Source organism: Enterovibrio sp. FF113, from assembly GCF_041439165.1.
Lineage (GTDB): Bacteria > Pseudomonadota > Gammaproteobacteria > Enterobacterales > Vibrionaceae > Enterovibrio > Enterovibrio norvegicus_A.
Genome location: NZ_JBGONO010000002.1, coordinates 246,875 through 272,726, shown reverse-complemented (window position 1 = coordinate 272,726; position 25,852 = coordinate 246,875). Strand labels below are relative to the sequence as shown.

Below are 25,852 nucleotides of genomic sequence, written 5' to 3'. Positions count from 1 at the left end.
AATATCGGGACAACCTGAACCTAGGTTGTTCCCAATAATAGTGGTAGGGCTGAGTGTTGGCTTTGTTAGCCAGTTGGCTGTACCAAGATGTTGAGAATAGGTAAGAAGTGATGACTGCAAAATCTGTCATGAAAGCAGCAATGATACTGCGCGATCCTGCGATGGTAATGAACCCACATCGGCTTGGTGCCATGCATCAAACGCGTATCAGTTTTGTTCGTTCGCTGCTCCGTAAAATGGCCAACGAAGGTTGGTGCCTGTCACTTCAGCGATGGGATCTTCAGGAAGACGGGTTTGGCACAGCGATTTATGAGTTAGCAACGCCAGAGCATATTTATCAGCTGGTGGTTTTTTCTGACGCGATCGCTGATGACGAACGCATTGACCGAGTAATAGCCGAAAAATGGGATGTCACTTTCGCATTAATCAAAGGGCGTGTCAGTCAAGAAGGGCTTGAGCAGTTGAGACAGAACGTTCCTCTGCAAGAAGCAGGACGTAACTCGCCCAAGGTGTTGGTGTTATCTCGTGCAAACAAGAGTGTTCGCGTGTTTGAACATATCGTTGATACGTTAGCAAACGGTGAGCAACCTGACTCTTCTGTTATCGCGAGCGTGGGTTACATTTTGAGAACCACGGCAGTGTATGGCAACGGGAAATTTGGCATTGCGGATTTCGAAACGTTGCAAGATAACGCCGATTTTCACCTCTCGTTCAGTGCGCAAATGTGTGCCGTTTACTTGTTGCGGCAGTTCAGCTTGGATTGGGTTCACTTCATCGCTGAAAAGCGAGGAGGGCAAGGCGCTGTCACCTTATCGCCGGGCCTGCAGCGATATATCGGGATAGGCAATGCCACCGGTCTAGGAATGGCGCCCTATCTTATTACGCATCCTAGAGTGGTTGATAAGTGGCTCACTCAGCGTGAAGTGGCGTTAGCAACAGTGCTGGCGCTCCCGGTCGATGAAATGCGTGTCGCGGATGTTTGCCGTCTACTTGAAAAAGCCTGCAAGCATTTGTGCCAAGTAGAAACTATCGATGATAATCAGCGTGCATTAAATGCACAAAGCGTGATTGAGCTTGTTGATATTATCGCGACGATTAATGCGAAAACGAACCCCAAAATGCAATGGGAGAGTATTTACGCGTTGGCAAAATCGCTCAGCCTCGAAACACAGGAAATATTGCTGACCTGTCTTCTTGAAGTCCACCCTGAGCAAGTGAATGTGTTTGCTGAAGACATGAATTGCGACCAGACTTTGTCGTTGACGCCAGGTGTTCAAATTGGGGCGATGATGTCACTGATTGAAACACGTTATCAGTGGGTGATGGATATCGACTTCTCCCAACCTGATAGCCAATACTGGTTCTGGTATCGTTCGGTTGATAAAGAAGAGCCACGCATGGCGGTGCGAGGCGAGGAACCGGGTGAAGACAATGAATTGAATCTAGACGTTGCTCGCCAAGTGCATCGGCTTTATCTCGCGTTAAAAGAGAGTGATCAGCAAGCATCTCTTGCTCGATTTTTGCTGAATTATCCGAGCTTAAGGACCATTGCGCGTCGAGTATGGACCATGGGGAATTTACCTATGGGGGATATTCAAATAAACGTACTGTCACGCGAAGTACGCCCTATGCATCTGTTGAGGTGCAAGCTATCAATGTTTGGTGCGACCAAGTTTGACCCTCGTTCTGACCGCTGGGTGCGCGTAACCTTATTTCAAGGTGCTCCTCTGTTTGCAGAATTGTCGACTGAAGATATCGAGCAAAGCTGGCTATTTCCGCTGTTGCCCGAAGCCGATGCCAATAGGGAGAATCAGCCATGATGCAAGTCTCCCACAATGAGCTGGTCACGCTTTGCACCAAAGCCTATGACAGCTTAAAGCGGCAATGTGGCGAAGCTGAAACGATTGCCAACATGGTTGTCGATTTAGAAATGGCAGGGCTGCAAGGGATGTCCTTTTTCCTCGCTGCATTGGAATCAATCGAGCAGGACACTGATTACCCTGTGCCTGTTTTTGATGCTGATGATCATCAAATCAAGGTCGATCTGGGTGGGGCGAGTTTACTCTGCCATTTTCCTGCATTGATTGATGTGGCGTTAGAGCAGCTTATTCATGGGCAGCGAGTGCAGCTTCATATTCGGGATTGTCATAACCGCTGGTTTGGTTTTGGTGAGTTATTAAAGCTCGCCGGGAAAGGACTTTCTGTGAGAGCACAGTGGCGGAATGATCAAGCACCTAACTATGTTGATTACGTGCACAATGCCGGTTTTCGCTACCCAAATATCTATTTTGATAACCCAGGGCAACTGCGAACACAACCGCTGTTCTCAACCAAGATGCATCAAGAACAGCTACAGAAAAACGATTTGCTGGTGGATATTCAACTCTATCCTTTCGAGATTTTTCGAGCAAACAGCGTGCCAGACATCAGTGCTGAAATGCAATCAGTGGCTGAACAACGCGCATGGAAACATGGCATTGATATTGAAGAAAATGACTGGAATACATTGAAAAAATACGTGGCAAGAAGTCTCGTGGAAAACAGCGAACGTTCCCTGCAAGGTGCTGGAGAATAGTGAACATCGCAATTTAGCAAAGGTTGGCGAATAAACGAAAAAGCCCTGATGATTATGTCCTTTAGACAGTCATCAGGGCTTTTCTATTTGGCGCGATGAATCGGTGTAATGTTTAGAAACTACGCACGACTCATGAATTTGTGTTCCGTGGTGTTGATACGGATTTTGTCGCCAATGCCGATGTATTCTGGCACTTGAACAGTCAGACCAGTAGACACAGTGGCAGGCTTAGTACGCGCGCTCGCTGAAGCACCTTTGATAGACGGAGACGTCTCGGTGATCACCATATCAACGGTAGAAGGCAGTTCAATCGCTACTGGCTTACCGCTAACAGTCAGGATCTGAATGCCTTTGGTGTCTTCGTTAATGAACAACAGTTCATCAGCAATGGTTTCTTTGTTGAAGTGGTACGGCGTGTAATCTTCGCTGTCCATGAAGATATATTCTTCACCATCGATGTACGAGAAATCCGCTGCGTGGCGGCTGAAATCAGCAAAGTTCAGCATGTCGTCAGCTTTGAAGCTTTCGTCGACTTTTGCACCTGTTGCTACATCGTACATACGCATTCTGTACAAGCTAGTGCCTGCACGGCCAGCAGGAGTCAGCTTTGCAATGTCTTTAACCGCAAGCACTTTGCCGCCATGTTCGATAACTGCGTTCTTTTTGATGTCACTTGCCTTTGGCATGGTCGTATTTCCAATTTAGAAAATTTGGCAAGAAAATATCACGAATCAAAATTTTCGCAAGTGGATCAATGTGACTATCAGCTCTCAAACGTGCTGTTTGAGTGCAATTCTCCCTGCTTGGTTTCAATGGTACTCGGTTTTCCGTACGGCGTGTCTATACTGATCAATTCGTGAATTATGTAAAGGATGGGGCGCTATGCTAAACGCACTTATCGTTATCGACTTTATTAACGACATTGTTCATCCGCAGGGAAAAATCCCCAGTTGCGCGCTTCAGGTTTCGCAAAAGCAAGTGATTGCAAATGCAAACGTCGCGATTCGATGGGCGCGTGAACATCATCATCTGTTGGTGTTTATCAAAGTGGGTTTTCACCCTAGCTATCAAGACCAACCTAAACGTTCTCCTATGTTTGGTAAAGCGAACGAAATTGGGGCGCTCCAGTTGGACGCGTGGGGAACGCAATTCCATGATGATTTGGATGTGCAGAACTCTGATCTTGTGGTGGTAAAACCTCGCGTGAATCCTTTCTTTAATACGTCGTTGGATTCCATTTTACGTGCGAATCAAATCGACAGTGTGTTCCTCTGTGGCGTTAGCACAGGATGGGCAATTGAAAGTGCTGCCAGAGATGCCCACGACCGAGATTATTCCGTTCACATTGTCGCAGATGCCTGCACAGCACACTCAGAAGATGAGCACCAAACATCGCTTCAATTACTTGAGCGGATCGCGACCTTGCATCAAGCAAGTTTACTCAATGAATAACCCTGATAATCTTGAGGGCTGAACATCGAAGCAAATGCGCCTTAGCGAATGGACAAGCCTGTGATAAAGCAACTCGACAGTAAGATCGTATACCAGAACAAATGGATGACAGTGCGGGAAGATAAAATCCTTCGACCCAGTGGCGCTGAAGGCATTTATGGTGTGGTTGATAAACCGGATTGCGCAGCGATTCTCGCCATTGATAACGGGCTGATTCACTTGGTGCAGCAATATCGTTATACGGTGCAACAGCGCTGTTGGGAAATTCCCCAAGGGGCATGGGAATCAAACCCAGATGCAGATCATGCTGAGTTGGCAAAGGGAGAGCTTCGCGAGGAAACAGGCATGCAGGCGCAAAGCATGGTGTATGTCGGTGCGCAGTTTGTGGCTTATGGCTTCCTTAACCAGACTTGCCATGTGTATCTTGCTAGCCAGCTCAGTGAAGTGGGAAAACAACTTGATGACGAAGAAGAAGATCTTATATCACAAGCTTTTCTGGTTGCTGATTTTGAGCGCATGATTGTAGACGGTGAGATTAAAGACACTGTGACCATTGCGGCTTACGGTTTAGCAAAACTGAAAGGCTTGGTGTAAAAACCCGCCTTAAAAAAGCGCCTTCAATTCGCGTTATATCCACTCACCAGAAAGTACGGTTCATCGGTGTTTTTTTTGTGCAAATATCGCCGTAAAACTGACGCTTTATTACGCTTGAAGTCATTTTAATGCCGCGGGTTGCTTTTCACTCACAGACTAGTGAATAAAATACATATTTTCAGACTGTTGCTGTACAGAATTTCAAAAGTCCCACGTATAATATGCGTAAAAATACACTGTAATCCAAATTGCCAATGTAATGGCTAAGCGAATTGCAGCCAATGCATTCATTCGTGGATATGACGCTTGTAGCCGGACGCTACAGGTGGCGTGGCATCTGCGTCTATATACTGGAACCACATTATGCTTAAAGTCAGTCTTGCAGTGACTACTGCATGTTTAAGCTTGCAAATATCATCTCCAGCCTTTGCGGATACCGATTTAAGTGACCTTTTGGATATGCCACTTGAGTCGCTTTCAGAAACCAAAGTGGTATCAGCAACGCGAACGGCATTGAGCCTGGCGGATATTCCAGCTGCTGTGCATGTTATTTCCTCGAAAGAAATTCAACGATCTGGTGCGCGCTCTGTGGCTGACGTACTGACTCTTGCACCCGGTTTGCATGTTGCAAAATACTCGAATTATGACTGGGGTATTGCTGCTCGTTCACCCAATGAAACGCTGAGTAACACCATGCTAGTGATGGTGGATGGGCGCAGTGTGTTTAACGGCATGTTTTCTGGCGTGGACTGGGACTTGATCCCCGTTAGTTTGGACAGCATTGAACGTATTGAAGTGGTCATGGGTCCTGTTGGTACGATTTGGGGCGGCAACGCCGTGAATGCGGTCGTGAACATCATTACCTATGATGCTGAAGATGCGCCACGAAATAAAGTCTCCGCCTCGGTAGGTAATTACCATTACAAAGAAGCGCGAATTCATCATGGTGGTCAGGTTACCGATAATCTCTATATGAGTGGGTACGCCGAGCTTGTTGAACACATGCCATGGACCAGTGATGAAGGACGCGTCCAGCCGATACAGCACTTTCGTGTTCAAACCGAGCGCTTTGGTGTACGTGGTGACTATCAGAAAAATGACCGAGAGGTGTCGTTTCAGCTTGGCGGCATTCGTTCTCGTGAAGACTACAACTGGGGTTCTTATCAACCACACTTTTTGACGCCCGGTGTCGATGCTCCAGATTACGTCAATTATGAAACTGAAATGCTGGCGGAAGAGTATTTTGCCGGCGTTAAGTTCTTGCAAGAATTAGGTGATTCCAAACAGTGGGAGCAGCAATTCTGGCTGACCTATAGCAATAGCGATAGCTCGGATCGTAACGCCTATTTCACACGTATCGACTCGGAAACGCGCTACAGCGACAACAACGTGTGGGGCGGGCAACTGACGGTGGGTTTTGACTATCGTTTGATTGACGAATATTTCCGCCCGTATGAGAAAAATGAAATTTATACCTCGCCGTATGTGCGTGTCGCAGACGAACCCGGTTTCGTGAATCAAAGCGCTGCGGCGTACTTCAACTACACCTATCCGCTGACAGCCACGACGTCACTGATGCTGGGTAACCGTTGGCAGTACTTCAATATGGTCAGTGAGACCTTCTCTCAGCCACAGGTACGTGTCATGCAAGACGTTGGTGATAATCAACGAGTATGGGCGGGTTGGGGAAGGGCAGTGGTGACGCCTGCGCGCCAAGGGCGCACGACGGATTTTCACGAAAACGCTTATGGAAGTAACTTGGCATTTTGCGATCAAGGCACACCGCCAAACTGCATTCCAGTTGATTACCTTCAGATCATTGAGAATCATGGAAACGAGGATCTTCCTGTTCAGAATGTTGATACATACGAACTGGGTTACCGTTTCTGGGAAGGAAATCGCTTCCAGTTTGATGCTAATTTGTTCTATAGCGAAGAGGACGGTATTACTGCTTGGCAGTTGATTAATTCACAACGCGTTTTCCTTCCTGAGAATTCATCTCCTGGAACCGTTGGAACGATCATTGACGTATTCCAATATCAACACATTGCACCGCTAAGTTCTCAGACCTACGGTGGTGAGTTGAGCATGAAATGGCAGCCATCTTCAGCGGTACAAGTGAATGCGAGTTACAGTTATCGCGAAATCAAAGCGGATTGTCACGGCGCGATCTGTTCTTCGACGGACCTCCCAATGCGTTCTTACGAAAATGAACCTGTGCATTTAGCCAATGCCCTGATCATGTGGGACATCACGTCGCAATGGTGGGTGACTAACGTCCTTAACTATGTACATGCCAGCAATCCTGATGACGTGCTTCAGGATGATGAGTACTACGCGTGGCCAGAAGTATTAACGTGGGATATGGTGATCGGCTGGCAAGCATCTGAACATATGCCGCTTGTTACTTTGAGCGCAGAAAGCTTGTTCAACGACCAAGTGAACGAGTTTCCCGAAAGCTATCGGGGTTTTAATAACGGCACACAATATTGGTTAGAAGTCGATTGGCAATGGAAATAAAGACAATTTGATTGGGTTGCGCTTTTGAATGATTGATTTGGCGAAACGTACTTTCTCGCGAAGAATAAGCTGGCTCTTGTTGACGATTGTCATGATGGTCAGTTTAGGGGTGCGTGCGAGTGATTTTCGAGATGAAGATCTGAAAGCTGTGTACCTATTTCGATTTGCATTTTTGACTGATTGGAAAGACCGTCAACCCCAAAATGGTCGCTATCAATTTTGTGTAGACGGGAACAGCGTCGTGAGCCGACGTTTGCAAGATGTCGTTACACAAAAGCCGGAGCAGGCAAACTTTCGCGATATTACGCAAGGGGATGACAACGTTTTAGGCTGCCACATTGTTTACACCACTGAAAGCGCCGCGGCTCGAATTGCGGCATTACGTACTCGCTTTCCTGACGCGTTGATTGTCGGAGAAGGCGAAAGCTTCACTGCTGCTGGCGGCATGGTGGCCTTTATCAAAGTAAATAACCGAGTCAAACCCTTAGTAAACCTGAAAAACTTATTGGGTACGCCGTTTACATTGCGCTCTCAGTTGCTTTCAATCGCCGTCATTGATGTGGAGGGTAATGCATGATCTTTCGTTTTTTGAACAACCTCCCATTGAGGGTGAAGTTTATCCTGCCAACATGGCTATTAATGACCGGCGGCGCAGTTGTGCTTGGGGTGGCTGTCGATCATATTGTGGGTAAGAATCTCGAAAAAAGTTTGATTAGTCGTGCAACTGTGATGGCTAACGCGGCAGCGAGCAACCTGACCGCCGCCATCGCATTTAGTGACAAAGAAACAGGCCGAGAGCAACTGATGGCGCTGAGCGCTGATCCCGATTTAATTGCTGCACGGGTTGTGTCTCCCGAGCAGATTGAGTTTGTTTCGTTCATGAGGTTACCGTCAGATTGCGGATCTCAAAATGGCACTATCGCATGTACCAACATCGCCGTTGAGTATGTGGTCAGGCCAATCATTTTGGGTAAAGAGACGCTAGGGAAAATAGAGCTCTATATTTCTCGTGAAACCATCGACAGTGAGCATCGCATGTTGTTGGTGTACCTGGCTGTCGGTACGGGATTTTTGTCTGTGTTCTCGTTGCTGTTTGCACAGTTTCTACACCAAATCGTCGCATCCCCCCTGGGTTCACTGCATCAGTCTATGTCATCGATTGTTCGTCTGGGTGTGCTAAGTCGAACTATTCCTGTGCGTCATAATGATGAGCTGGGCCAACTCACCGCCTGTTTTAATGAGATGGTGACGAATCTCTCTGAGCGCGACAATCAGCTAAAACAAACGCTGCAAGAGTTGGAGAAAAAAGGGCGTTATATCAGCCAAGTACTCGATACCATGGAGCATGGCGTCATCGTGATCTCTCCAGGTGACAAAGTCACGTATTACAACCCTGCGGCGGCAATGCAGTTAAACCGTTTTGGCTGCTCCCCCACTGATCTTGAACAGTTGCTGGAAACGTTCGAGCCGGTTTCACGCATCATGGCGATATCAAAAGCAGTTGATGAGCACTTGCCATTGAAAAACGTGGAATTGGTTCACATTGAAACAGGTGCGGTATTCTCAATCAGCACTCATCCGATGGCGTCCGCACAGCACTCCTTGTTGCAGTTTGAAGACATCACCGCTGACCGAGAAGCAGAACAACGTCGAAAACTGGCGGAATTGATCTTCGATAAGAGCCAAGATGCCACGTTAGTTTTGTCGCGTTCACTTGTCATCAAAACACAGAATACAGCCAGCATCAGAAAGTTTGGGGTCAGTCACCACTGGCAAGATCTCTCAGCGGGTGACCTGGGATATGTCACTTTTGGTGGCTTAAAAACATTGATAACGTCGGGGAGCTATCAATGGAATAGTAAGATGCAATCAGCGGCTGGCCATTATATTCCATGTCAAGTCACCGTGCGGACACTGACGGATCACCGTGGAAAGGTTGAAGGCTTTGTGGTGTCGATTGTGGATCAGTCGGTCGAACTAGAAAATAAACGCCTTAGCCATATTGCTAACCATGATGTACTGACAGGGTTGGCTAACCGCGCTCACGCGTTCGAAAAACTGGTGAAGATACACAGTAAAGGACGAGATATGCATGTCCTATTTGTTGATCTGGATGGTTTCAAAGCGGTGAATGACCAATATGGACACAAGGTGGGTGATGAACTGCTAAAAGTGGTGGCAAGTCGGATGAAAGCCAGTGTTTCTCGTCTCGATTTCGTTTCTCGCTTGGCGGGAGATGAATTCCTTATCGCCATTTATGATATGACGACCGTTCACCCTATCGTGACGCGTATTCTCGATAGGTTGAATCAAGACATTGTCATCAATAGTTGTAAACCGAAAATCAGTGCGAGTATAGGTGTGCGTTTTTGGGCTTCCGATGACAGGACATCGTTGAGCACGGTGATTGAACAGGCGGACAAAGCCATGTATCACGCTAAAGCCAGTGGTAAAAACCGCTATTCTGTAGCAAAAGAGGGTCAAGAAGACGTGTTGGAATACGTTTAGGTAAGCTATTCATTCAGCACAATTCAGCCATCAATTAGGCCATACCATGAGAGCAGCGAGATCATTCAATGAATGTCTCGCTGTTTCGGCTTAAGTCAGGGAGCTGGAGATTGTGAGCAATAGTCTGTCAATTCATGCAAAACTCCTCTCGAGTAACCCTACGATTTCTGGTAATTTCTGAAAATTATTGAATGCCGAAAGGAAGAGCTATGTCTCTCGAAGGCGCGGTTACATTTACGCTCGCTATTTTTATCTTTGTATTGACTCCGGGGCCGGGGGTTTTTGCCATTCTTGCGCGTGCCATGGTAAAGGGGGCGCGTGATTGCACAGCACTGGCTGCGGGCATGGTGGTGAGTGATCTGGTTTATCTGACGTTGGCCTGTTTTGGCTTGGCAACCATTGCTGAAAACTATGCTGAACTTTTCACGGTTATCCGTTTCATGGGCGCGGCGTATTTAATCTATCTCGGCTACAAAATGTTTCGTGCGTTACCACAACTGGCTTCGATGTCAGATTCGCCGGAAGAGAAAACGAAAGGGCACTTGTCTGCTTTCATCCAAGGCTTTTTGATTTCGGCTTCCAACCCGAAAGTGATTTTGTTCTATATCGCTTTCCTGCCCACGTTTATGGATTTGACCGTACTCAGCATGGCAGATGTGGTATTGGCTAATGTGCTGGCAGCCATTGCATTAATGAGTGGTGCAATGCTGGTGGCGTTTGGCGCGGCGAAAGCGGCGAAATTACTTCGAACCGAAAAAGCAGTCAGGCGAATGAACCGTGGTGCGGGATCCATCATGATTGGTGCTGGGGCTTACTTGGCGCTAAGTCGTTAATGACGTCGTCGTTTGGCCAGTGACCACAGAGTGAGTGGCTCAAGGTTTCAAAAATAGAAAAGCAGCGAATTCGCTGCTTTTTTGTTTTTGATCGCGGGAAAAATCGCAATGAATTCCTCACCTAGACCTAGACCTAGACCTGTTCCAAAGCTAGGCGATGTGCATATGACTCTGCTCTTGGACCAAAAACGCCTGAGATATTTGTGATATTACTGACGGTGTGATCAATGGGTGTGAGCGGCTTGCGGTAACGACGACAATATCAACCGCAGGCAGTGGCGGAAGACTCCCACTATCAATGAGCTGTAAATCTAGCGGCACACTGCTGGCCGCCATGGCGGAAATAGCAAGGTTTTCGCGGGCTAAACCATGAAGGGTTGAAGCGCTGGTGGTAAACGCCACCAAATCGACCTCGATCCCGAATTTGCCTAACCCATCCAATGCGGTGGAATGAAACTTACAGTTCTTATCGAACAAGGCGATGGGCAAAGGTCTGCGATGAAGCAAGCTTGTATCGCTGCCACACACCCATACCCCTTTATCATGTTTGAGCAGCCAACCTTCGTCAGAATCGGGTGAACGGGTGAGGATTGCCATGTCTAATTCACCGCTATCTAAACGTTGTCTTAGGCGTGTGCTAGAAGCACAAAGCACATCGAAGGTTTGCTCACCGATGCGTGACCGCAGTGTGCTAATAAAGTCGGGTAACAAAGATTCTGCGTAGTCATCGGGACAGCCAATTCGTATCGGGCGAGAGGTATCTTCGCGCTTGAATGCTTCCAGCGCTTCATCGTGCCCAGCGATTAAACGCCGCGCATGACTGACAAGGCGCTGACCAGCAAAGCTAAGGCTAAGAGGCCGTTTTTCTCGGTCAAAAAGCGGGCTGCCCAGCTCTTCTTCAAGCCGCTTTATCTGCATACTGATCGCTGATTGCGTGCGGTGAATTTGTGCTGCGGCACGAGTGAAACTGCCTGTATCGACGATGGCTAAGAAGCTTCTCAGTGAATCAATATCCATATTTGCAAATCCTTAGCATCAACAATTCAAATACAAGGTATCAAGACTATGCGTTAGAAACCTTCACTGCAACCTAGCATACTGGTTCTGTCTTCATCCCCTATCAATGCAAAGGAGTGTGCAATGAAACTCATCATCGCAAACAAAAATTATTCAACGTGGTCGTTACGCGGCTGGCTAGCACTACGTGGTTTCAACATCGATTTTGATGAAGTTGAACTGGCGCTTTTCACCGAGTCTTTCTACGCAGAGATCGCTAAACACTCAGGTGCAGCGAAAGTACCTGTGCTGGTGGACGGTGACATCGCGGTGTGGGATTCGTTGGCAATCAGTGAATATGTGAATGATCGCTATCTCGATGGAAAGGGCTGGCCTCAGGACGTGGCACAGAGAGCCAAAGCACGTGCAGTGTCTGCAGAAATGCACTCAGGTTTTAATGCCTTGAGAAATGAAATGCCCATGAATATTCGTGGTCGAAGAAAAATATCGCCGTCGGCAGCATGCCTAAACGACATCGCCCGCATTGATCAAATATGGGCCGATCAAATGAAAGAGTTTGGCAATGAAGGCGGTTGGCTATTTGGTGAGTTCTCCATCGCGGATGTCATGTATGCGCCGGTGGTATTGCGCTTTATTACTTATGGCGTGGCGTTATCTGCTGATGCGCAGAAATACGCAGAGCAAGTCATGAACAGCCCCGCCGTGCAGCAATGGATCAGCGAATCGAAATCTGACACCTCTATTGTCTCTGAAGATGAAGCGGGTGTTGAAAAAGCCTAGCGTTGGCAAGTATGTCGGAGGAACAAAGCATCTGAAATGATGCGGAACAGGTACCATACCTTTGGCGGGCATTAGCCCGTCTTTTTTGTTCTTTTTTTGTCTGTCATTTTCTCAAATCGGCCATTTTATTGATGTAACCCATCTAAACGGTGCCTCATTTGGGTTTATGGTATTGCCTCATCTCGCAGAAAAGAAGTCGCACACCGATGACAACGATTAATCAAGAAAGACTGGTTGAGCATTTTATTGAGCTGGTGAAAATTGACAGCGAATCTGGCAATGAAAAAGCCGTAGCAGAAGTATTGGCTGAACAGCTGGGTCAGATGGGTTTTGACGTCACAAAATTGCCGGTACCAGATGCCATCTCTAATGGTTTTAATATCTACGGGAAACTGAAAGGTTCGCTGGATGGTAGCATCATTTTCAGCAGCCACATGGATACCGTGACGCCAGGCAACGGCATTGAGCCCGTTATTGAAGATGGCATTATTCGCTCCAACGGCGAAACCATTTTGGGTGGCGATGACAAATCGGGTATTGCCGCTGTGATGGAAGCGATACGCACGATTCAAGAAAGCAGTGACGCTCACAAAACGATTGAAGTGGCTTTTACGGTTTATGAAGAACTGGGCCTGGAAGGTGCGAAGCACTTCGACATGAGTATGATCGAATCGCAGCAAGCGATTGTCTTGGATTCAGGCGGCCCAATAGGCACGATTATTACGACGGCACCGGGTCAGCAAAGCCTAAAAATCACCATCAAAGGCAAACCTGCGCACGCGGGCTTGGCGCCTGAAACTGGCATCAATGCGCTAACCGTGGCGTCTGATGCAATCAGTAACATGACCCTCAGTCGTATCGATGAAGAAACCACTGCAAATATTGGTGTGGTGCGTGGCGGGCAAGCGACTAACATCGTGATGCCTGAGCTTTACATCGAAGCAGAAGCGCGCTCGCTGGATGACAACAAACTGGCGAAACAAGTTGAGCATATGGTGTCGACGTTTGAAGCTGCAGCGGGAAAGCACGGTGCAGGCATTCAAATTGAATCAACGCGTTCTTACAACGCCTACCGTATTTCTGATGACAACCCACATGTTGTTGCGATTAAAGCAGCGTTCGAAGCAATCGGCATTGAGCCTGTGACCAAACCTACGGGTGGCGGTTCTGACGCCAACGTTTTTAACGAGAAAGGCCTGCTGACGGTGAACATGTCGACAGGCATGGCAAAAGTTCACACGACGGAAGAGTTCATTGCGATTGCCGATCTCGTCGCTATCAGTGAGTTTGTTCGTTCTTACGTGACCAAATGATGCAGAGACTCTGTGATGTGTAGAGACATTGAAACTATCACATGCAGTCCAACGTTGAAGTGAACATCGAATCACACTGGCCGCCTATTTAGGCGGCCTTTTTTATCTTATCCAAACCAAGGTAAATAAACGTGTTGGTATCCAATCTCAAACGCAACGAAGACAAGTAACAACGCCATCACGATGTTGAACACCCGAAAATACATGGGTTGTTCAATTCGTCTTCCTAGCAAACTACCTATTAATGAATAAGACGTTGGCGCACCGAAGGCCAACATGCTTAAGACGGCGATCCAAAATACACTGCTTGTACCGTGAATACCTGCGGCAGGAAACTGAATGGTGACGATAGGAAGCGTTGCAATTAGGCCTTTGGGGTTAAGCAGTTGCAGGATGAGCCCGTCTTTGAAGGTCAGATATTCTTCATTATCATGCCCAGTCAGTGTCACAGTAGCCCTTAGCAGTTTGTAGGCGATATAGAAAATGTAGCCACAACCAAGCACGCTGAAATATGGCAACGAGGATTGAGTGACCAGCGAGCCACCAATGAGGTTCATGGTGACAAACAAGATAAACATTGCTGCTGCAACCCCCACAAAATAAGGGATATTCTGCTTTGTTCTTCCGTGAATACCCCCGTGAAGCCCGAGTAAATTGACAGGGCCTGGGGAGTACATGATGCCAAAAGCGTATGCCCAGAGTTCTAACATGGCGATCTTACCTCTTTATTGAAGGCGCAAAAATGACGTCCTCAGTGTGTTTACTGAAGAAATCAATGAGATGAATAGGATGGAATAGCGAGCGTAAGTGCTTGCGAAAAAGACGCTAGGTAGAGAATATCGGCGGCGGTAGCTGGCGGACCTGAATCTGATATTGTTTCGGCGTCATGCCATACACGCGCTTAAAGCGACGATTCAAGTGGCTGCTGTCAGCAAAACCGAATGCTTGGGCAACATCGCTGGAAAGCATGCCTGAACCCAATGCTTTTCTCGCCCCATTGATGCGGCAATTCAAAACATATTGGTGTGGTGTGATACCAAATTGGGCCCGAAAAAGCCGAATGAAGTGGAATTTTGATAGAGATGCAGCATTCGCGATGTCATCAATAGACATGTCTTTATCGAGATTACATTGGATAAACTCTTTGGCGCGAAGGAGTAGGGTATCTTGTCGGCGAGACGGGCCTAATTCGTCAAGCAGCCCAGCACAAGACACCATGGCATGAGAAAGCTGAAACAGCGCTGATTCCTGTTCAATGCGAGTGCTTTGTTTATCTTTGATTAACGAAGACATCATCAATGCTTGGTTGCGCAGCGCCAAGCTATCAAGACGGCAACCTTCAACGCGAAGATGGTTGGGGTCACGCACACCAAGTGCCTTGAACTGACTGTCTACGCTTTTGGGATGCACATACAACATCAGGTACTCAAGATCTTGTTGACCGCCTGAACTGCCGTCGTGGACATCTTCAGGATTAAACAGCAACACACAGCCAGCGGGGTTTTTGTGGTACGCCCCCTGACAGAAAAAATCTTGGCGGCCTTGTAATGTCACGCCAATCGAGAACTCTTCATGGGCATGCTTATCGTAGGCAAATTCACGCATATTGGCATCAAGTACGGAGACACCATCAAGGTGTTTGCTGTTAGCAAAATGAAAGTGATTCTCTGCGTTCACGTCGATTCCCCTGTGTGCCGATTTAACATCTTGGCAAAGTATAAGCATCGAAGGGCATCAAAACTTGAACAAAATTGCTCGATTTACGCCCAGCAGCGTCAAGACGTTTTGATGTAAGGCCTCGTCCAAAAGGAACTTGGCTCTTAGTAGGATGAGAGAAAGGATTAAATGTCTTGCTGAGGAAGGGCCATTTGCCGTAAGTGTTGGCGTATTTCTTTGGCCGAAGAGTCAGTCAAAACAACATTCATCGCACACAAAAACACAACAGACCCAGCAAGCCCAGCTGAGAAAAATGCGCCAGCGCCTAGGAATATGAAGCACTGAATAACAAAGAGGATAGCGACAAGCAATTGACCGGTTTGATTGTATGCCACGACAAGCATGTCTTTGGCGATGTCGTGCTTAATGGTAATCGGCAACACCGCCCAACCTGAATGCACGCGGACATTCCCATTTTTCATTGTCGCGTTAAAGCCGTTGTTATTGAGCAGGTCACTAAGCGCGCTTAACGCCATTAGATGCCGCCAATACTGTCTGTGTACCCAAATGTTGAACCACAGCATGTGCATTGTTCGTAGGCGCTGCCGAGCATTAAATCCATTGAGTTCGAAAGAACAATCGTGGCACGTTGAAAGAAGGTGCTGTCTGGGGAAATTTTTCGTGGCTCGAGTTGGATGTGCATATGGAGCGTTACCTGCCCACAGTCCTCACAATAAAGCGTATCGTTTTGTTCTGCCATCTCGCCCTCCTTGGTTTCTTACTAGAGATACTCTACTGCAACATTTCATCATCCTGATGTTTTGTGCTGCAAAGGAGTATTCAGACTACGGTTTGCCGAATGAATCGGTAGTCTAAAGGCCTATTTTTGAGATCTGTATCAATAGAACAGTGAAAATATGGAGGTATTTTAACCGTATCGGATTCAATCAGAGGCTAATTGTTCTCTCCCTTCAGTGCCGCCCTTGCTTAGACTCTCCCTCTATTCGTCTATCCATTCCTCATTCTATCCATGTAACGTATTTCTAGCGGCTCCAAAAGACAATTTAATGTATACATTAAAAATATGAGAATTCTAATCATCTAAAAGATGACCTATGATTTCTATGACTTGAGATTGATGATTTAAGTGATAAGACTCTCATTTATTGATGTATATAAGTTAATAAGTGTCTTCAACTTGCGAAATATTCACTTTTTGACAAAACTATCAATGTATACATAAAGTACGAAATACGTATAAATGGTCATGACGCAATGCGAGTCTTTCGGGGGAGGCATCTTCCACAGCGAAGCGCATGAATGTTAAGGATGGTGATGAGAAGAACGCTGACAGAAACGGCATATCAGGCTGTCAGGCAAATGGTTTTGTCCAATGAACTTGAAGTCGGGAGTTACTACCTCGAAGAGGCGCTGGCACGTCGTATCGACGTTTCACGTACGCCACTGAGGGAAGCATGTATTCGGTTGGCGCAAGAAGGGTTGGTTGAGCCAGTGCCAAGACGTGGCATCTATATCAAGCCTATCTCCTTGGATGAGCTTAATGAGGTGCTTGAGGTGGTTGCCGCGTTGGAGCTATTTGCCATTAGTCATCTTGACCTCCAAACGCTGGATGAAAAACGTTGGGATACCTTAAGATTTCATCTGCAAGGACTTCATGACGCACGTGACCAGCAAAGCCACACTAAGTGGGTGAGGCATGAAGCGGGTTTTCGTATGTCGCTGATCCGGTTAACAGGCAATAAAACCTTTTTATTGCTCATGCAGCGCATGATGGATAAATCTCGCCGTGTACGGGCAATGGTTTCCAAATTAGGCGCAACGCCTTGGGATTCAGTTGATGCGTACTCACATTTAGTCAGCGCAATTGAACGTGGTGATAAAGAAACGGCGAAACATACTCATGAAGCGTACTTACAGCGTTCCTCGGAAGATTTGATTGCCTTACTGAAAGGTATTACAGGCTTGATTGAAGCAAGACCGACGCAATAGACGTACACGATATTTTTGGCAGTGACAATTACTTGGTTGGAGATGAGACATGTTAGAGCAGGGTAATCTACGGAAGCAGCTCGTTGATTACAGCCGCGAACTCTTTTTACACAGACAAGGTGTAGAGGGGCGAGGTAATCTCTCTGTGTTGATGAGTGATGACACAGTCTTGATGACGCCAAACGGTTTGGGTCATGGAAAGCTGCGACCACAGTTGCTTTCATTAATGTCTCTAGAAGGTCGACTAATATCCGGAGAGAAACCGCAATGGGATGTTGAGTACCACTTGGCTATCTATCGTGCGAATCCCAAGTATCGCGCCATTGTTTCTATGCGTTCCAAACACATTTCAAAACTGGCAGACAACGAGAGCCTTAATCCGGAGAACGTCTTGCCTGCGTTTGCGCCGTTTGTTGCGATGCGAACGCCGATACTACCTCGAGTCTCGGTCACTGATAACAATGGAGTGAGTAATGAGTTTTGTATGCTGGCAGAAAAAGCCAGACAGCATCATGCTTTGTTGACAACAAATGCGGGTTTAGTTGTCATGGGTGAAAACCTTAAAGATGCTATGTATAACTTTGAAGAGCTGGAAGAAACGGCAGCACTAAGATTACAAACTCCAAATGAAAACCTGCAATATCTCAGTAATGAAGAGATTGCCGAGATTAACGCCGTTTTTGCACATTGAGTGTATTTAGTATTGAATCGTGTATGGCTGATTTTTTGCCATACCAGCCATAATGGGTATCATCCCTCTTGCTGCCATCACGTGTATTTTTAGCCTCCAGTATTTACCTTTCAGATATTGAACAAGATCGTCATCTTACCCATTATCTTATTGATTTTGTTTATCTTATTTATTTTGTTTATCTTATTGATTTTATTTATCTTATTGATCGTTGTTTTATCTAGACAAAGATAGATTTTGATCAAAAAGAAAAGGGCCATCGGATTCGATGGCCCTTTTTATATCGTTCTGCAGCGCTTAATGAAACAAGTGGATTACTCTTCCACGTAGCTTTCAATGCTAGGGCAAGAACAAATCAGGTTACGATCACCGTAGACGTTATCGACACGATTTACCGTTGGCCAGTATTTGGCTGCCTTCGCTTGTACGCTAGGAAAACAGGCTTGCTCGCGGCTGTATGGACGCTCCCATTCTGCCGACATCAGATCAGCTTGCGTATGCGGTGCATTGACCAATGGGTTATTTTCCAGCGGCCATTCACTATCTTGTACTTTTGCGATTTCTTCACGAATAGCGATCATTGCATCACAGAAACGATCTAGCTCTGCTTTGTCTTCACTTTCCGTTGGCTCAATCATCAGTGTGCCCGCAACAGGGAACGACATGGTTGGTGCATGGAAACCAAAGTCCATCAGGCGTTTCGCGATGTCTTCTTCACTGATGCCTGACGCGTCTTTAAGTGGGCGAATATCAATGATGCATTCATGCGCAATACGACCATGTGTACCGCGGTACAGGACAGGGTAGTAAGGGCGCAAACGCTCCATCACATAGTTCGCGCTCAAGATAGCGATCTTGGTGGCTTCTGTTAGGCCTTGCTCACCCATCATGGCAATGTATGCCCAAGATATTGGCAAGATAGACGCACTGCCCAACTGCGCAGCAGAAACCGCGAAGTTTGAACCGTCTTCTACGTGGCCTGGCAAGAAGGGTGCAAGGTGCGATTTCACACCGATTGGACCCATACCTGGGCCGCCACCACCGTGTGGAATACAGAAGGTTTTGTGCAGGTTAAGGTGAGACACGTCAGAGCCAATAAAGCCTGGCGTGGTCAAACCTACCTGTGCGTTCATGTTAGCGCCATCAAGGTAAACTTGACCGCCTGCTTCATGAACCAATTCACACACTTCTTGAACCGCTTCTTCATATACACCATGTGTAGATGGGTAAGTGATCATGATGCATGACAATTCGTTGCGGTGTTTTTCGATCTTCGCTTTCAGATCCGCCAAATCGATGTTGCCATTGTCATCACAGCCGACAACGACCACTTTCATGGAAACCATCGAGGCTGATGCTGGGTTCGTGCCATGTGCAGAGCTTGGGATCAGGCAAACATTGCGGTGCGTGTCGCCACGGCTTTCGTGATAACGCTGAATGGCGATTAAACCCGCGTATTCGCCTTGCGCGCCAGAATTTGGTTGAAGCGACATGGCATCGTAGCCTGTGATTTCACAAAGCATCTTGTTCAACGACGTTGCCAGTTCGCCATAACCTAACGCTTGATTCGCAGGAACAAACGGGTGCAATGCGCCGAATTCTGGCCAAGTAACAGGGATCATTTCTGCGGCTGCGTTTAGCTTCATGGTGCAGCTGCCTAGTGGGATCATGCCGTGAGTCAAAGAAAAATCTTTGTTTTCCAGCTTCTTCATGTAGCGCATTAGCTGGGTTTCACTCTGGTGTGTATTAAACACAGGGTGAGTCAGGTAATCGCTAGTGCGACGGCACGTTTCTGGAATCGCGGCGAATTCGTCTGCTTCCACAGAAGAAGCGAACGGCGCAACGTCTGATTCGTCAGTCAGTGCTGCAACCAGTGCATTCACTTCTTCCAGTGTGGTTGTCTCATCGAAACTGATACTCAGTTGACCATCTAGCTTGCGCAGGTTGAAACCAGCGTCTTGTGCTTTTTGGAACAAAGCGTCAGTGTCCGAGCCAGTATTCAACGCGATGGTGTCGAAGAAATCATGGTGCGCTAGCGCGACGCCTGCGTGGTTAAATGCTGCTGCTGCCAAAGCCGTCAAATGATGTACACGACGTGCGATCTTCTTCAGGCCTTGTGGACCATGATAAACCGCGTAAAAAGCTGCCATGTTCGCCAGAAGTGCTTGCGCCGTACAGATGTTAGACGTGGCTTTCTCACGGCGAATATGTTGCTCGCGAGTTTGCATCGCCATGCGCAATGCTTGGTGGCCTTTAGTATCAACAGATACGCCAATAACACGGCCCGGCATGGTGCGTTTCAGCTTGTCACGCGTGGCCATAAAGGCCGCGTGAGGACCACCAAAGCCCATTGGCACGCCGAATCGTTGTGCCGAACCAATGACAACATCAGCGCCCATTTCACCCGGCGCTTTTAACAAGGTTAACGAGAGAAGGTCAGTCGCCACAGCAACCAATGTTTTGTTCGCTTGAGCCGATGCAATAAGCGCAGTCAAATCGCGCACTTGGCCCGTTGTGCCAGGGTATTGAAGAAGCGCACCGAAGACATCATGGGTCGGCAGCGTGTCTTCTGCACCAATAACGACGTCGAAACCCATAAATTGTGCGCGAGTCTTAATCACGTCCAGTGTTTGTGGGTGAACGTCGTCAGCCACGAAGAAGGTATTACTTTTGCTCTTACCGCCACGTTTACACAGGGTCATGGCTTCTGCAGCAGCTGTCGCTTCATCCAGCAGTGATGCGTTTGCGAGATCCATGCCGGTCAAATCCATCACCATTTGCTGGAAGTTCAGCAGAGATTCAAGACGACCTTGGGAAATTTCAGGTTGGTATGGGGTATAAGCCGTGTACCAACCCGGATTTTCAAGCACGTTGCGCAGAATTGGGTTTGGCGTGTGAGTGCCATAGTAACCTTGACCAATAAAGCTTCGCTTAATGATGTTCTTGCTAGCAATCGCTTTTAGCTTTTGCAGCATAGCGACTTCGCTCAGAGCGTCGTCAAGATCCAGCGGCTGAGCCAAACGGATGGCAGCAGGCACTGTTTCTTCAATCAAGTGTTCGAGGCTGGTGGCGTTTACCGTTTTCAGCATCTCGTGCTGATCGGATTCGCGTGGACCATTGTGGCGAGTGGCAAACTCATTGTGAGATTGCAGTTGATCGAGTAGGCGTGATTCTGTCATGACCTGCGTCCTGAATTAGTCTTCGATAGTTTCTAGGTATGCTTCAGCGCTCATCAGATGATCAAGGTTGCTGTCATCTGCGAGCTTGATTTTTGCAATCCAACCGCCCTCGAAAGGTTCTTCGTTAACCAACTCTGGGCTGTCATCCAGATTTTCGTTAACTTCAAGCACTTCGCCATTTACTGGGCCGTAAATATCCGATGCTGCTTTTACTGATTCTACGAGAGAAAAGCCTTCGCCGACTTCTACATCACTACCAACTTCCGGCAGATCGACAAAAACGACATCGCCAAGAAGTTGTTGTGCGTGATCAGAAATTCCAACAGTGACAGTGCCGTCGCCGTTGTCTTTTACCCACTCATGGCTCTTAGAAAACTTCAGGGTTGCATCCATTTTTACATCTCCGTATGAAACGAGTTAATTGTTGTCCGCTATACATACAGCGGAAAATTTGGGCTTCCTTGGTGTTCAGCATTTCCCTCTGAACACCGATAAATTCTTCGTGCTGGTCAGGTTTTTTCACATCAACATCGGTTAGCAAGCGACCACATTGATGGCAATGGCGTTCGTTGCCAACCCGCCTTGGGACGTTTCTTTGTACTTACTCATCATGTCGAGACCCGTCTCGTGCATGGTTTTAATCACGCTATCAAGCGAAACATGGTGACTGCCGTCACCATTGAGCGCTAAGCGAGTCGCGTTAATCGCTTTCACTGCGCCCATAGTGTTTCGTTCAATACAGGGTACTTGCACCAAACCATTGATAGGGTCACACGTCAGGCCAAGATTGTGCTCCATGCCGATTTCCGCCGCGTTTTCAATTTGTTCTGGTGTCGCCCCCATCGCCGCGGCTAATCCAGCAGCTGCCATTGAGCACGCCACGCCAATTTCACCTTGGCAACCGACTTCGGCAGCTGAAATAGACGCATTGGTTTTGTAAAGCGAACCAATCGCAGCGGCTGTCGCCAAAAACGTTCGGATGCCTTCAACATTGTTTGGCGCAACAAACTTGTTGTAGTACGCCAATACTGCTGGGATGACACCTGCAGCGCCATTGGTTGGTGCTGTGACAACACGACCGCCCGCGGCGTTTTCTTCGTTAACTGCCATGGCGTACATATTGACCCAATCGTTGGTGTCCACGGGCAAGCCATCGGTATCTTTCTTTACAATACGATCGTGTAGATTCTTAGCACGTCGTTTGAGCTGTAATCCGCCAGGTAACACGCCGTCTTGTTCAATGCCGCGCTCAATACAAGACAACATCACTTGCCAAATGGCTTCAATGTTTTGGTTTATTGTGTCGATGGTTGCGTGTTTATCCTCATGTTTTGCTCGAGCGAGTTCGTTCACAAACATGATTTGCGCAATCGATTTTTTTTCTTTCTCACAATGTGCCAACAGTTCAACGGCACTGGTAAATGGAAAAGGCGGCTTGAAATCAGAGGCCAGCGCATCCGTTTCACCTTTTTCTACAACAAAGCCTCCCCCAACCGAAAAATAGGTCCGAGAGAGCAGGGCTTCAGCATTCTCACCGAAGGCTGTCAACGTCATACCGTTAGGGTGTTCGGGGAGCACTTGGTCAAAATGGAAGACCAGATCGGTATCCCAATCAAACGGAATAAAACGATGACCATCTAAAGGCAGTTCTTTACTGCCTTTGACCATGGCGGCCAGTGTAGGGATATCGTCTGAGTTGATGCTATCTGGCCATTCCCCCATTAATCCCATCACACAAGCAACATCGGTTGCGTGGCCTTTTCCGGTGAGCGCCAACGAACCATAAAGTTCGACACGCACATTCTCCACATTGTGGAGCCGTTCATTTTCACGTAACGCAGAAGCGAATCGAGCGCTTGCCAACATCGGACCCACAGTGTGGGAGCTTGAAGGGCCAACGCCAATTTTAAACAGGTCAAACATGCTATGACTCATCGCACGTATCCTTGCTTTGTAGGTTAAGCATCACGGATACCGAGGTAATGGTTAGTCCGTGTCATGTGTTGTCGTCCAGTTCTCATTGTTGCCCATTTCAGCCTGTGCTTTGCACATGTCTACTTTGGGTATAGCAAGAGTGGTTTATTATCGTTATTTCGACTTCAACATTTGCGTAACATACAACCCGTATTTGCGTCGTGCAAAACAAAATTTCCTATAGGAAACTCTCATTGTGATCCCGTAGGCAGTTTTGCATTTAAGTTCCTTGATAGAGGCATCAAGAATACCAAGCTTGCGCAAACGTTTGCCTTTTTACTATTTTGCTGAAAAGATTGCAATTAGCATTTACTTGAAAATAACTAATAATCATATAAAACAGTGACTTGAAATTATTGCTGATTGGGTGGTTATTTCTTGAACTGTCACCTCATTGGACTTAGTCTGAAATTCTGTGCTGAACATCAGTGTTAAGCACACAATGGTGAGAGAGTAAGTTTCCTATAGGAAACTTTTTGTTAAAAATGTTAACTTGGCCGTGTTGAGTAAATCTATTCTCGTGTAAAAATGGCGGCTCACGACAAAGACGCCAACAACGTGCTTGATGAATTGCCAAAGGTGAGGGACGAAAAATGACAGACTCAGATGCACAGGATGTGTATCCGTCAGTAACCATTGAAAGGGCGAGTGGACAAGCTGATGCACATATTGCACCGCTAAAGTTAGGCGAGCGCCTCAAAGAAATTCGCACGAGTAGTGGGCTAACGTTAGAAGAAGCGAGCAAGTTAACCGGCTTGGCGCGCTCAACCTTATCCAAGATTGAAAATGAACAAATCTCGCCTACATTCCAAGCCATGCAGAAACTGGCGGCGGGGTTGAACATTGATATTCCCCAATTGTTTGCGCCACCGAAACAGCGCAAAGCGATGGGTCGTCGTGATGTCACGCGCATGGGTGAAGGCAAGATGCGCCCAACGGGAACCTATGAACATGAATTGTTGGCGTCGCAACTCACCAACAAAAAAATGTTTCCGTTCAAATCACGGGTTCGTGCTCGCACATTTGAAGAGTACGACGAGTGGATCCGTCACGATGGCGAAGAATTCCTATTAGTACTAGAAGGCAGTATTGCTTTCTTTTCTGAGTTTTATGAAGCGATTGAACTGAATGAGGGTGACAGCGTGTATTACGACGCCGCGATGGGTCACATGCTTACCTCGTCCAGTGAACAAGATGCCCTGATTTTATGGGTGACCGCGTCCTGATAGTGTCAGGTGCACACATATTTTAGCCCGTTGATATCTTTAGCTTGCGTACATCTTGAGCTTACAGATAGAGCGGAAATGCGAGAACGTCGGCTGACGCCGTGATCATGGAGTGAAACATGTCTCAGGATCTTTTGAAAACCCCGCTACACGATCTGCACATTGAAATGGGTGGCAAAATGGTGCCATTTGCTGGTTACGAAATGCCCGTTCAGTACGCGTTAGGTGTACGTAAAGAACACATTCATTGCCGTGATAATGCCGGCTTGTTTGACGTTTCGCACATGGGGCAACTTCGCCTTCATGGCGAGAACGCGGCAAAGGCGCTGGAAGCATTAGTGCCAGTCGATATTATTGATCTGCCAGCAGGTAAACAACGCTATGCACTGTTTACCAATGAGCAAGGCGGCTTGATGGATGACTTGATGGTGACTAACTTTGGCGATCACCTGTTTGTGGTCGTTAATGCAGCGTGTAAAGAACAAGACATTGCACATCTACAGGCTAACTTACCTGCGGATGTCACGCTGGAACGGATTGAAGATCGCGCACTGCTTGCCTTACAAGGCCCGAAAGCGGCTGATGTGCTTGCCCGTTTGAACCCTGCTGTGGCAGACATGGTCTTTATGGATGCGGCAATGATGGATCTTGGCGGCATAGAATGCGTGGTGAGTCGCTCAGGCTACACTGGTGAAGATGGCTATGAAATCTCAGTGTCTGCCGATAAAGCCGATGCGTTTGCTCGCTCACTGCTAGCGAACGAAGAAGTCGAGTGGATTGGTCTTGGCGCGCGTGATTCACTGCGTCTTGAGTGCGGATTGTGCCTGTATGGGCACGACATCGACACCACCACCACGCCAGTTGAAGCAAGTTTGCTTTGGGCGATCAGCAAGCCACGTCGTGCCGATGGCGAGCGTGCGGGTGGCTTCCCGGGTGCTGACATCATTCTTGATCAAATCGCCACCAAAGATGTGTCACGTAAGCGTGTTGGTCTCATTGGTTCAAGCAAAGCGCCTGTTCGCGAAGGCGCAAAACTGTTTGATGCCGATGACCATGAAATAGGTATCGTCACCAGCGGCACGTTTGGGCCAACCAAAGGTCAACCCGTAGCGATGGGCTATGTAGCAATAGCAAGTGCAGTGATTGGCACGGAAGTGTTTGCGGAAGTGCGTGGTAAGAAATTGCCGATGACGATAGAGAAAATGCCGTTCGTGCCACAGCGCTATTACCGTGGTTAAGCACTGCGTGTAATCAGGTCGTTTAACGTTGTTAGCGATGCGGTGAAAATGATATTGCGTCACTTTTTTGCCGCTTTATCACGATGCGTTTAATCTGATTAACGCTTGTCTATTGTTATCTAGTCAAAAGGCCAAAGCCTCGCTTTGGCCTTTTTTCTTTCTTCTCAACACCCTGCGCATATCTCACGTTTTTCACTGAACACAATATCGGAAAATCTAACACGCAATCTCAAAACTGGCACTGAGTATGCAACCCCTGTTTTCTGAGTCTTTTGTCAATAGCGAG

The 25,852-nt window shown here is 47.4% G+C and carries 23 protein-coding genes; 14 read left to right on the top strand and 9 right to left on the bottom strand.

Annotated elements, in window-relative coordinates; all coding sequences use genetic code 11:
* Positions 1-110: 110 nt before the first annotated feature.
* Both ACED36_RS02925 and ACED36_RS02920 read left to right on the top strand, forming a co-directional pair.
* Positions 111-1,820 (top strand): hypothetical protein, encoded by a 1,710-nt coding sequence (locus tag ACED36_RS02925; protein WP_016962545.1) that lies wholly within the window; start codon positions 111-113, stop codon positions 1,818-1,820.
* A complete protein-coding gene (locus tag ACED36_RS02920; RefSeq protein WP_016962544.1) occupies positions 1,817-2,575 on the top strand; it encodes a DUF3726 domain-containing protein in 759 nt (252 codons plus the stop codon). Before ACED36_RS02925 ends, ACED36_RS02920 begins: the two co-directional genes overlap by 4 nt.
* Before the next feature lie 119 nt (positions 2,576-2,694).
* On the opposite strand, the gene yeiP is transcribed toward ACED36_RS02920, so the two are convergent.
* Entirely contained in the window at positions 2,695-3,261 is a 567-nt protein-coding gene (yeiP, locus tag ACED36_RS02915) for an elongation factor P-like protein YeiP (RefSeq protein WP_016962543.1), read from the bottom strand.
* 196 nt (positions 3,262-3,457) lie between these two features.
* Here yeiP and ACED36_RS02910 point away from each other — a divergent pair, with 196 nt between their 5' ends.
* The 6 genes from ACED36_RS02910 to ACED36_RS02885 all read left to right on the top strand — a co-directional run bounded on the left by ACED36_RS02910 (position 3,458) and on the right by ACED36_RS02885 (position 10,482).
* Positions 3,458-4,027: a cysteine hydrolase family protein gene (locus ACED36_RS02910; protein WP_371732755.1), complete on the top strand. Its 570-nt coding sequence runs from the start codon at positions 3,458-3,460 to the stop codon at positions 4,025-4,027.
* Positions 4,028-4,075: 48 nt separating this feature from the next.
* Complete coding sequence (locus ACED36_RS02905; protein ID WP_017006330.1) at positions 4,076-4,621, top strand: NUDIX hydrolase; 546 nt, start codon at positions 4,076-4,078, stop codon at positions 4,619-4,621.
* A 363-nt stretch (positions 4,622-4,984) separates the two neighbouring features.
* Positions 4,985-7,141 carry a TonB-dependent receptor plug domain-containing protein gene (locus tag ACED36_RS02900; protein WP_371732754.1) on the top strand — a complete coding sequence of 719 codons (2,157 nt, stop codon included), beginning with the start codon at positions 4,985-4,987 and terminating at the stop codon, positions 7,139-7,141.
* 91 nt (positions 7,142-7,232) lie between these two features.
* Entirely contained in the window at positions 7,233-7,718 is a 486-nt protein-coding gene (locus ACED36_RS02895; RefSeq protein ID WP_371732753.1) for a YfiR family protein, read from the top strand.
* Positions 7,715-9,649: a diguanylate cyclase domain-containing protein gene (locus ACED36_RS02890; RefSeq protein ID WP_371732752.1), complete on the top strand. Its 1,935-nt coding sequence runs from the start codon at positions 7,715-7,717 to the stop codon at positions 9,647-9,649. The genes ACED36_RS02895 and ACED36_RS02890 overlap by 4 nt, the downstream gene beginning before the upstream one ends.
* A 209-nt stretch (positions 9,650-9,858) precedes the next feature.
* Complete coding sequence (locus tag ACED36_RS02885) at positions 9,859-10,482, top strand: LysE family translocator (RefSeq protein WP_016962534.1); 624 nt, start codon at positions 9,859-9,861, stop codon at positions 10,480-10,482.
* A 150-nt stretch (positions 10,483-10,632) separates the two neighbouring features.
* On the opposite strand, the gene ACED36_RS02880 is transcribed toward ACED36_RS02885, so the two are convergent.
* The gene (locus ACED36_RS02880; protein WP_371732751.1) at positions 10,633-11,499 is read right to left on the bottom strand and encodes a LysR family transcriptional regulator; all 867 of its coding nucleotides are present in this window, start codon (positions 11,497-11,499) and stop codon (positions 10,633-10,635) included.
* Positions 11,500-11,622: 123 nt separating this feature from the next.
* On the opposite strand from ACED36_RS02880, the gene ACED36_RS02875 reads away from it, so the two are divergent.
* The gene (locus ACED36_RS02875; RefSeq protein ID WP_016962532.1) at positions 11,623-12,279 is read left to right on the top strand and encodes a glutathione S-transferase family protein; all 657 of its coding nucleotides are present in this window, start codon (positions 11,623-11,625) and stop codon (positions 12,277-12,279) included.
* Positions 12,280-12,485: 206 nt separating this feature from the next.
* Entirely contained in the window at positions 12,486-13,592 is a 1,107-nt protein-coding gene (locus ACED36_RS02870) for a M20/M25/M40 family metallo-hydrolase (RefSeq protein WP_371732750.1), read from the top strand.
* A 107-nt stretch (positions 13,593-13,699) separates the two neighbouring features.
* Here the strand turns inward: ACED36_RS02870 and ACED36_RS02865 are convergent, their stop codons facing one another.
* The 4 genes from ACED36_RS02865 to ACED36_RS02850 all read right to left on the bottom strand — a co-directional run bounded on the left by ACED36_RS02865 (position 13,700) and on the right by ACED36_RS02850 (position 16,008).
* Positions 13,700-14,302, bottom strand: coding sequence for a LysE family translocator (locus ACED36_RS02865; protein ID WP_016962530.1), 603 nt, complete (start codon positions 14,300-14,302; stop codon positions 13,700-13,702).
* A 115-nt stretch (positions 14,303-14,417) separates the two neighbouring features.
* Positions 14,418-15,269: an AraC family transcriptional regulator gene (locus ACED36_RS02860; RefSeq protein WP_016962529.1), complete on the bottom strand. Its 852-nt coding sequence runs from the start codon at positions 15,267-15,269 to the stop codon at positions 14,418-14,420.
* A 164-nt stretch (positions 15,270-15,433) separates the two neighbouring features.
* Entirely contained in the window at positions 15,434-15,784 is a 351-nt protein-coding gene (locus tag ACED36_RS02855; RefSeq protein WP_371732749.1) for a hypothetical protein, read from the bottom strand.
* Positions 15,784-16,008, bottom strand: coding sequence for a hypothetical protein (locus tag ACED36_RS02850; protein ID WP_017003719.1), 225 nt, complete (start codon positions 16,006-16,008; stop codon positions 15,784-15,786). Before ACED36_RS02850 ends, ACED36_RS02855 begins: the two co-directional genes overlap by 1 nt.
* A gap of 575 nt (positions 16,009-16,583) precedes the next feature.
* Between ACED36_RS02850 and ACED36_RS02845 the strand changes: the two genes are divergently transcribed.
* Together ACED36_RS02845 and ACED36_RS02840 are read left to right on the top strand one after the other, a co-directional pair.
* Positions 16,584-17,258 (top strand): GntR family transcriptional regulator, encoded by a 675-nt coding sequence (locus ACED36_RS02845; protein ID WP_017003718.1) that lies wholly within the window; start codon positions 16,584-16,586, stop codon positions 17,256-17,258.
* A 49-nt stretch (positions 17,259-17,307) separates the two neighbouring features.
* Complete coding sequence (locus ACED36_RS02840; protein ID WP_016962524.1) at positions 17,308-17,949, top strand: class II aldolase/adducin family protein; 642 nt, start codon at positions 17,308-17,310, stop codon at positions 17,947-17,949.
* 314 nt (positions 17,950-18,263) lie between these two features.
* Here the strand turns inward: ACED36_RS02840 and gcvP are convergent, their stop codons facing one another.
* The 3 genes from gcvP to ACED36_RS02825 all read right to left on the bottom strand — a co-directional run bounded on the left by gcvP (position 18,264) and on the right by ACED36_RS02825 (position 23,063).
* Positions 18,264-21,128: an aminomethyl-transferring glycine dehydrogenase gene (gcvP, locus tag ACED36_RS02835; protein WP_371732748.1), complete on the bottom strand. Its 2,865-nt coding sequence runs from the start codon at positions 21,126-21,128 to the stop codon at positions 18,264-18,266.
* 15 nt (positions 21,129-21,143) lie between these two features.
* Entirely contained in the window at positions 21,144-21,521 is a 378-nt protein-coding gene (gcvH, locus tag ACED36_RS02830; RefSeq protein ID WP_016962520.1) for a glycine cleavage system protein GcvH, read from the bottom strand.
* A gap of 141 nt (positions 21,522-21,662) precedes the next feature.
* Positions 21,663-23,063, bottom strand: coding sequence for an L-serine ammonia-lyase (locus tag ACED36_RS02825; RefSeq protein WP_016962519.1), 1,401 nt, complete (start codon positions 23,061-23,063; stop codon positions 21,663-21,665).
* 632 nt (positions 23,064-23,695) lie between these two features.
* Between ACED36_RS02825 and ACED36_RS02820 the strand changes: the two genes are divergently transcribed.
* Positions 23,696-24,328 carry a helix-turn-helix domain-containing protein gene (locus ACED36_RS02820; RefSeq protein WP_017003715.1) on the top strand — a complete coding sequence of 211 codons (633 nt, stop codon included), beginning with the start codon at positions 23,696-23,698 and terminating at the stop codon, positions 24,326-24,328.
* A 119-nt stretch (positions 24,329-24,447) separates the two neighbouring features.
* Positions 24,448-25,566 (top strand): glycine cleavage system aminomethyltransferase GcvT, encoded by a 1,119-nt coding sequence (gene gcvT, locus ACED36_RS02815; RefSeq protein ID WP_371732747.1) that lies wholly within the window; start codon positions 24,448-24,450, stop codon positions 25,564-25,566.
* The last annotated feature ends 286 nt before the right edge of the window (positions 25,567-25,852 follow it).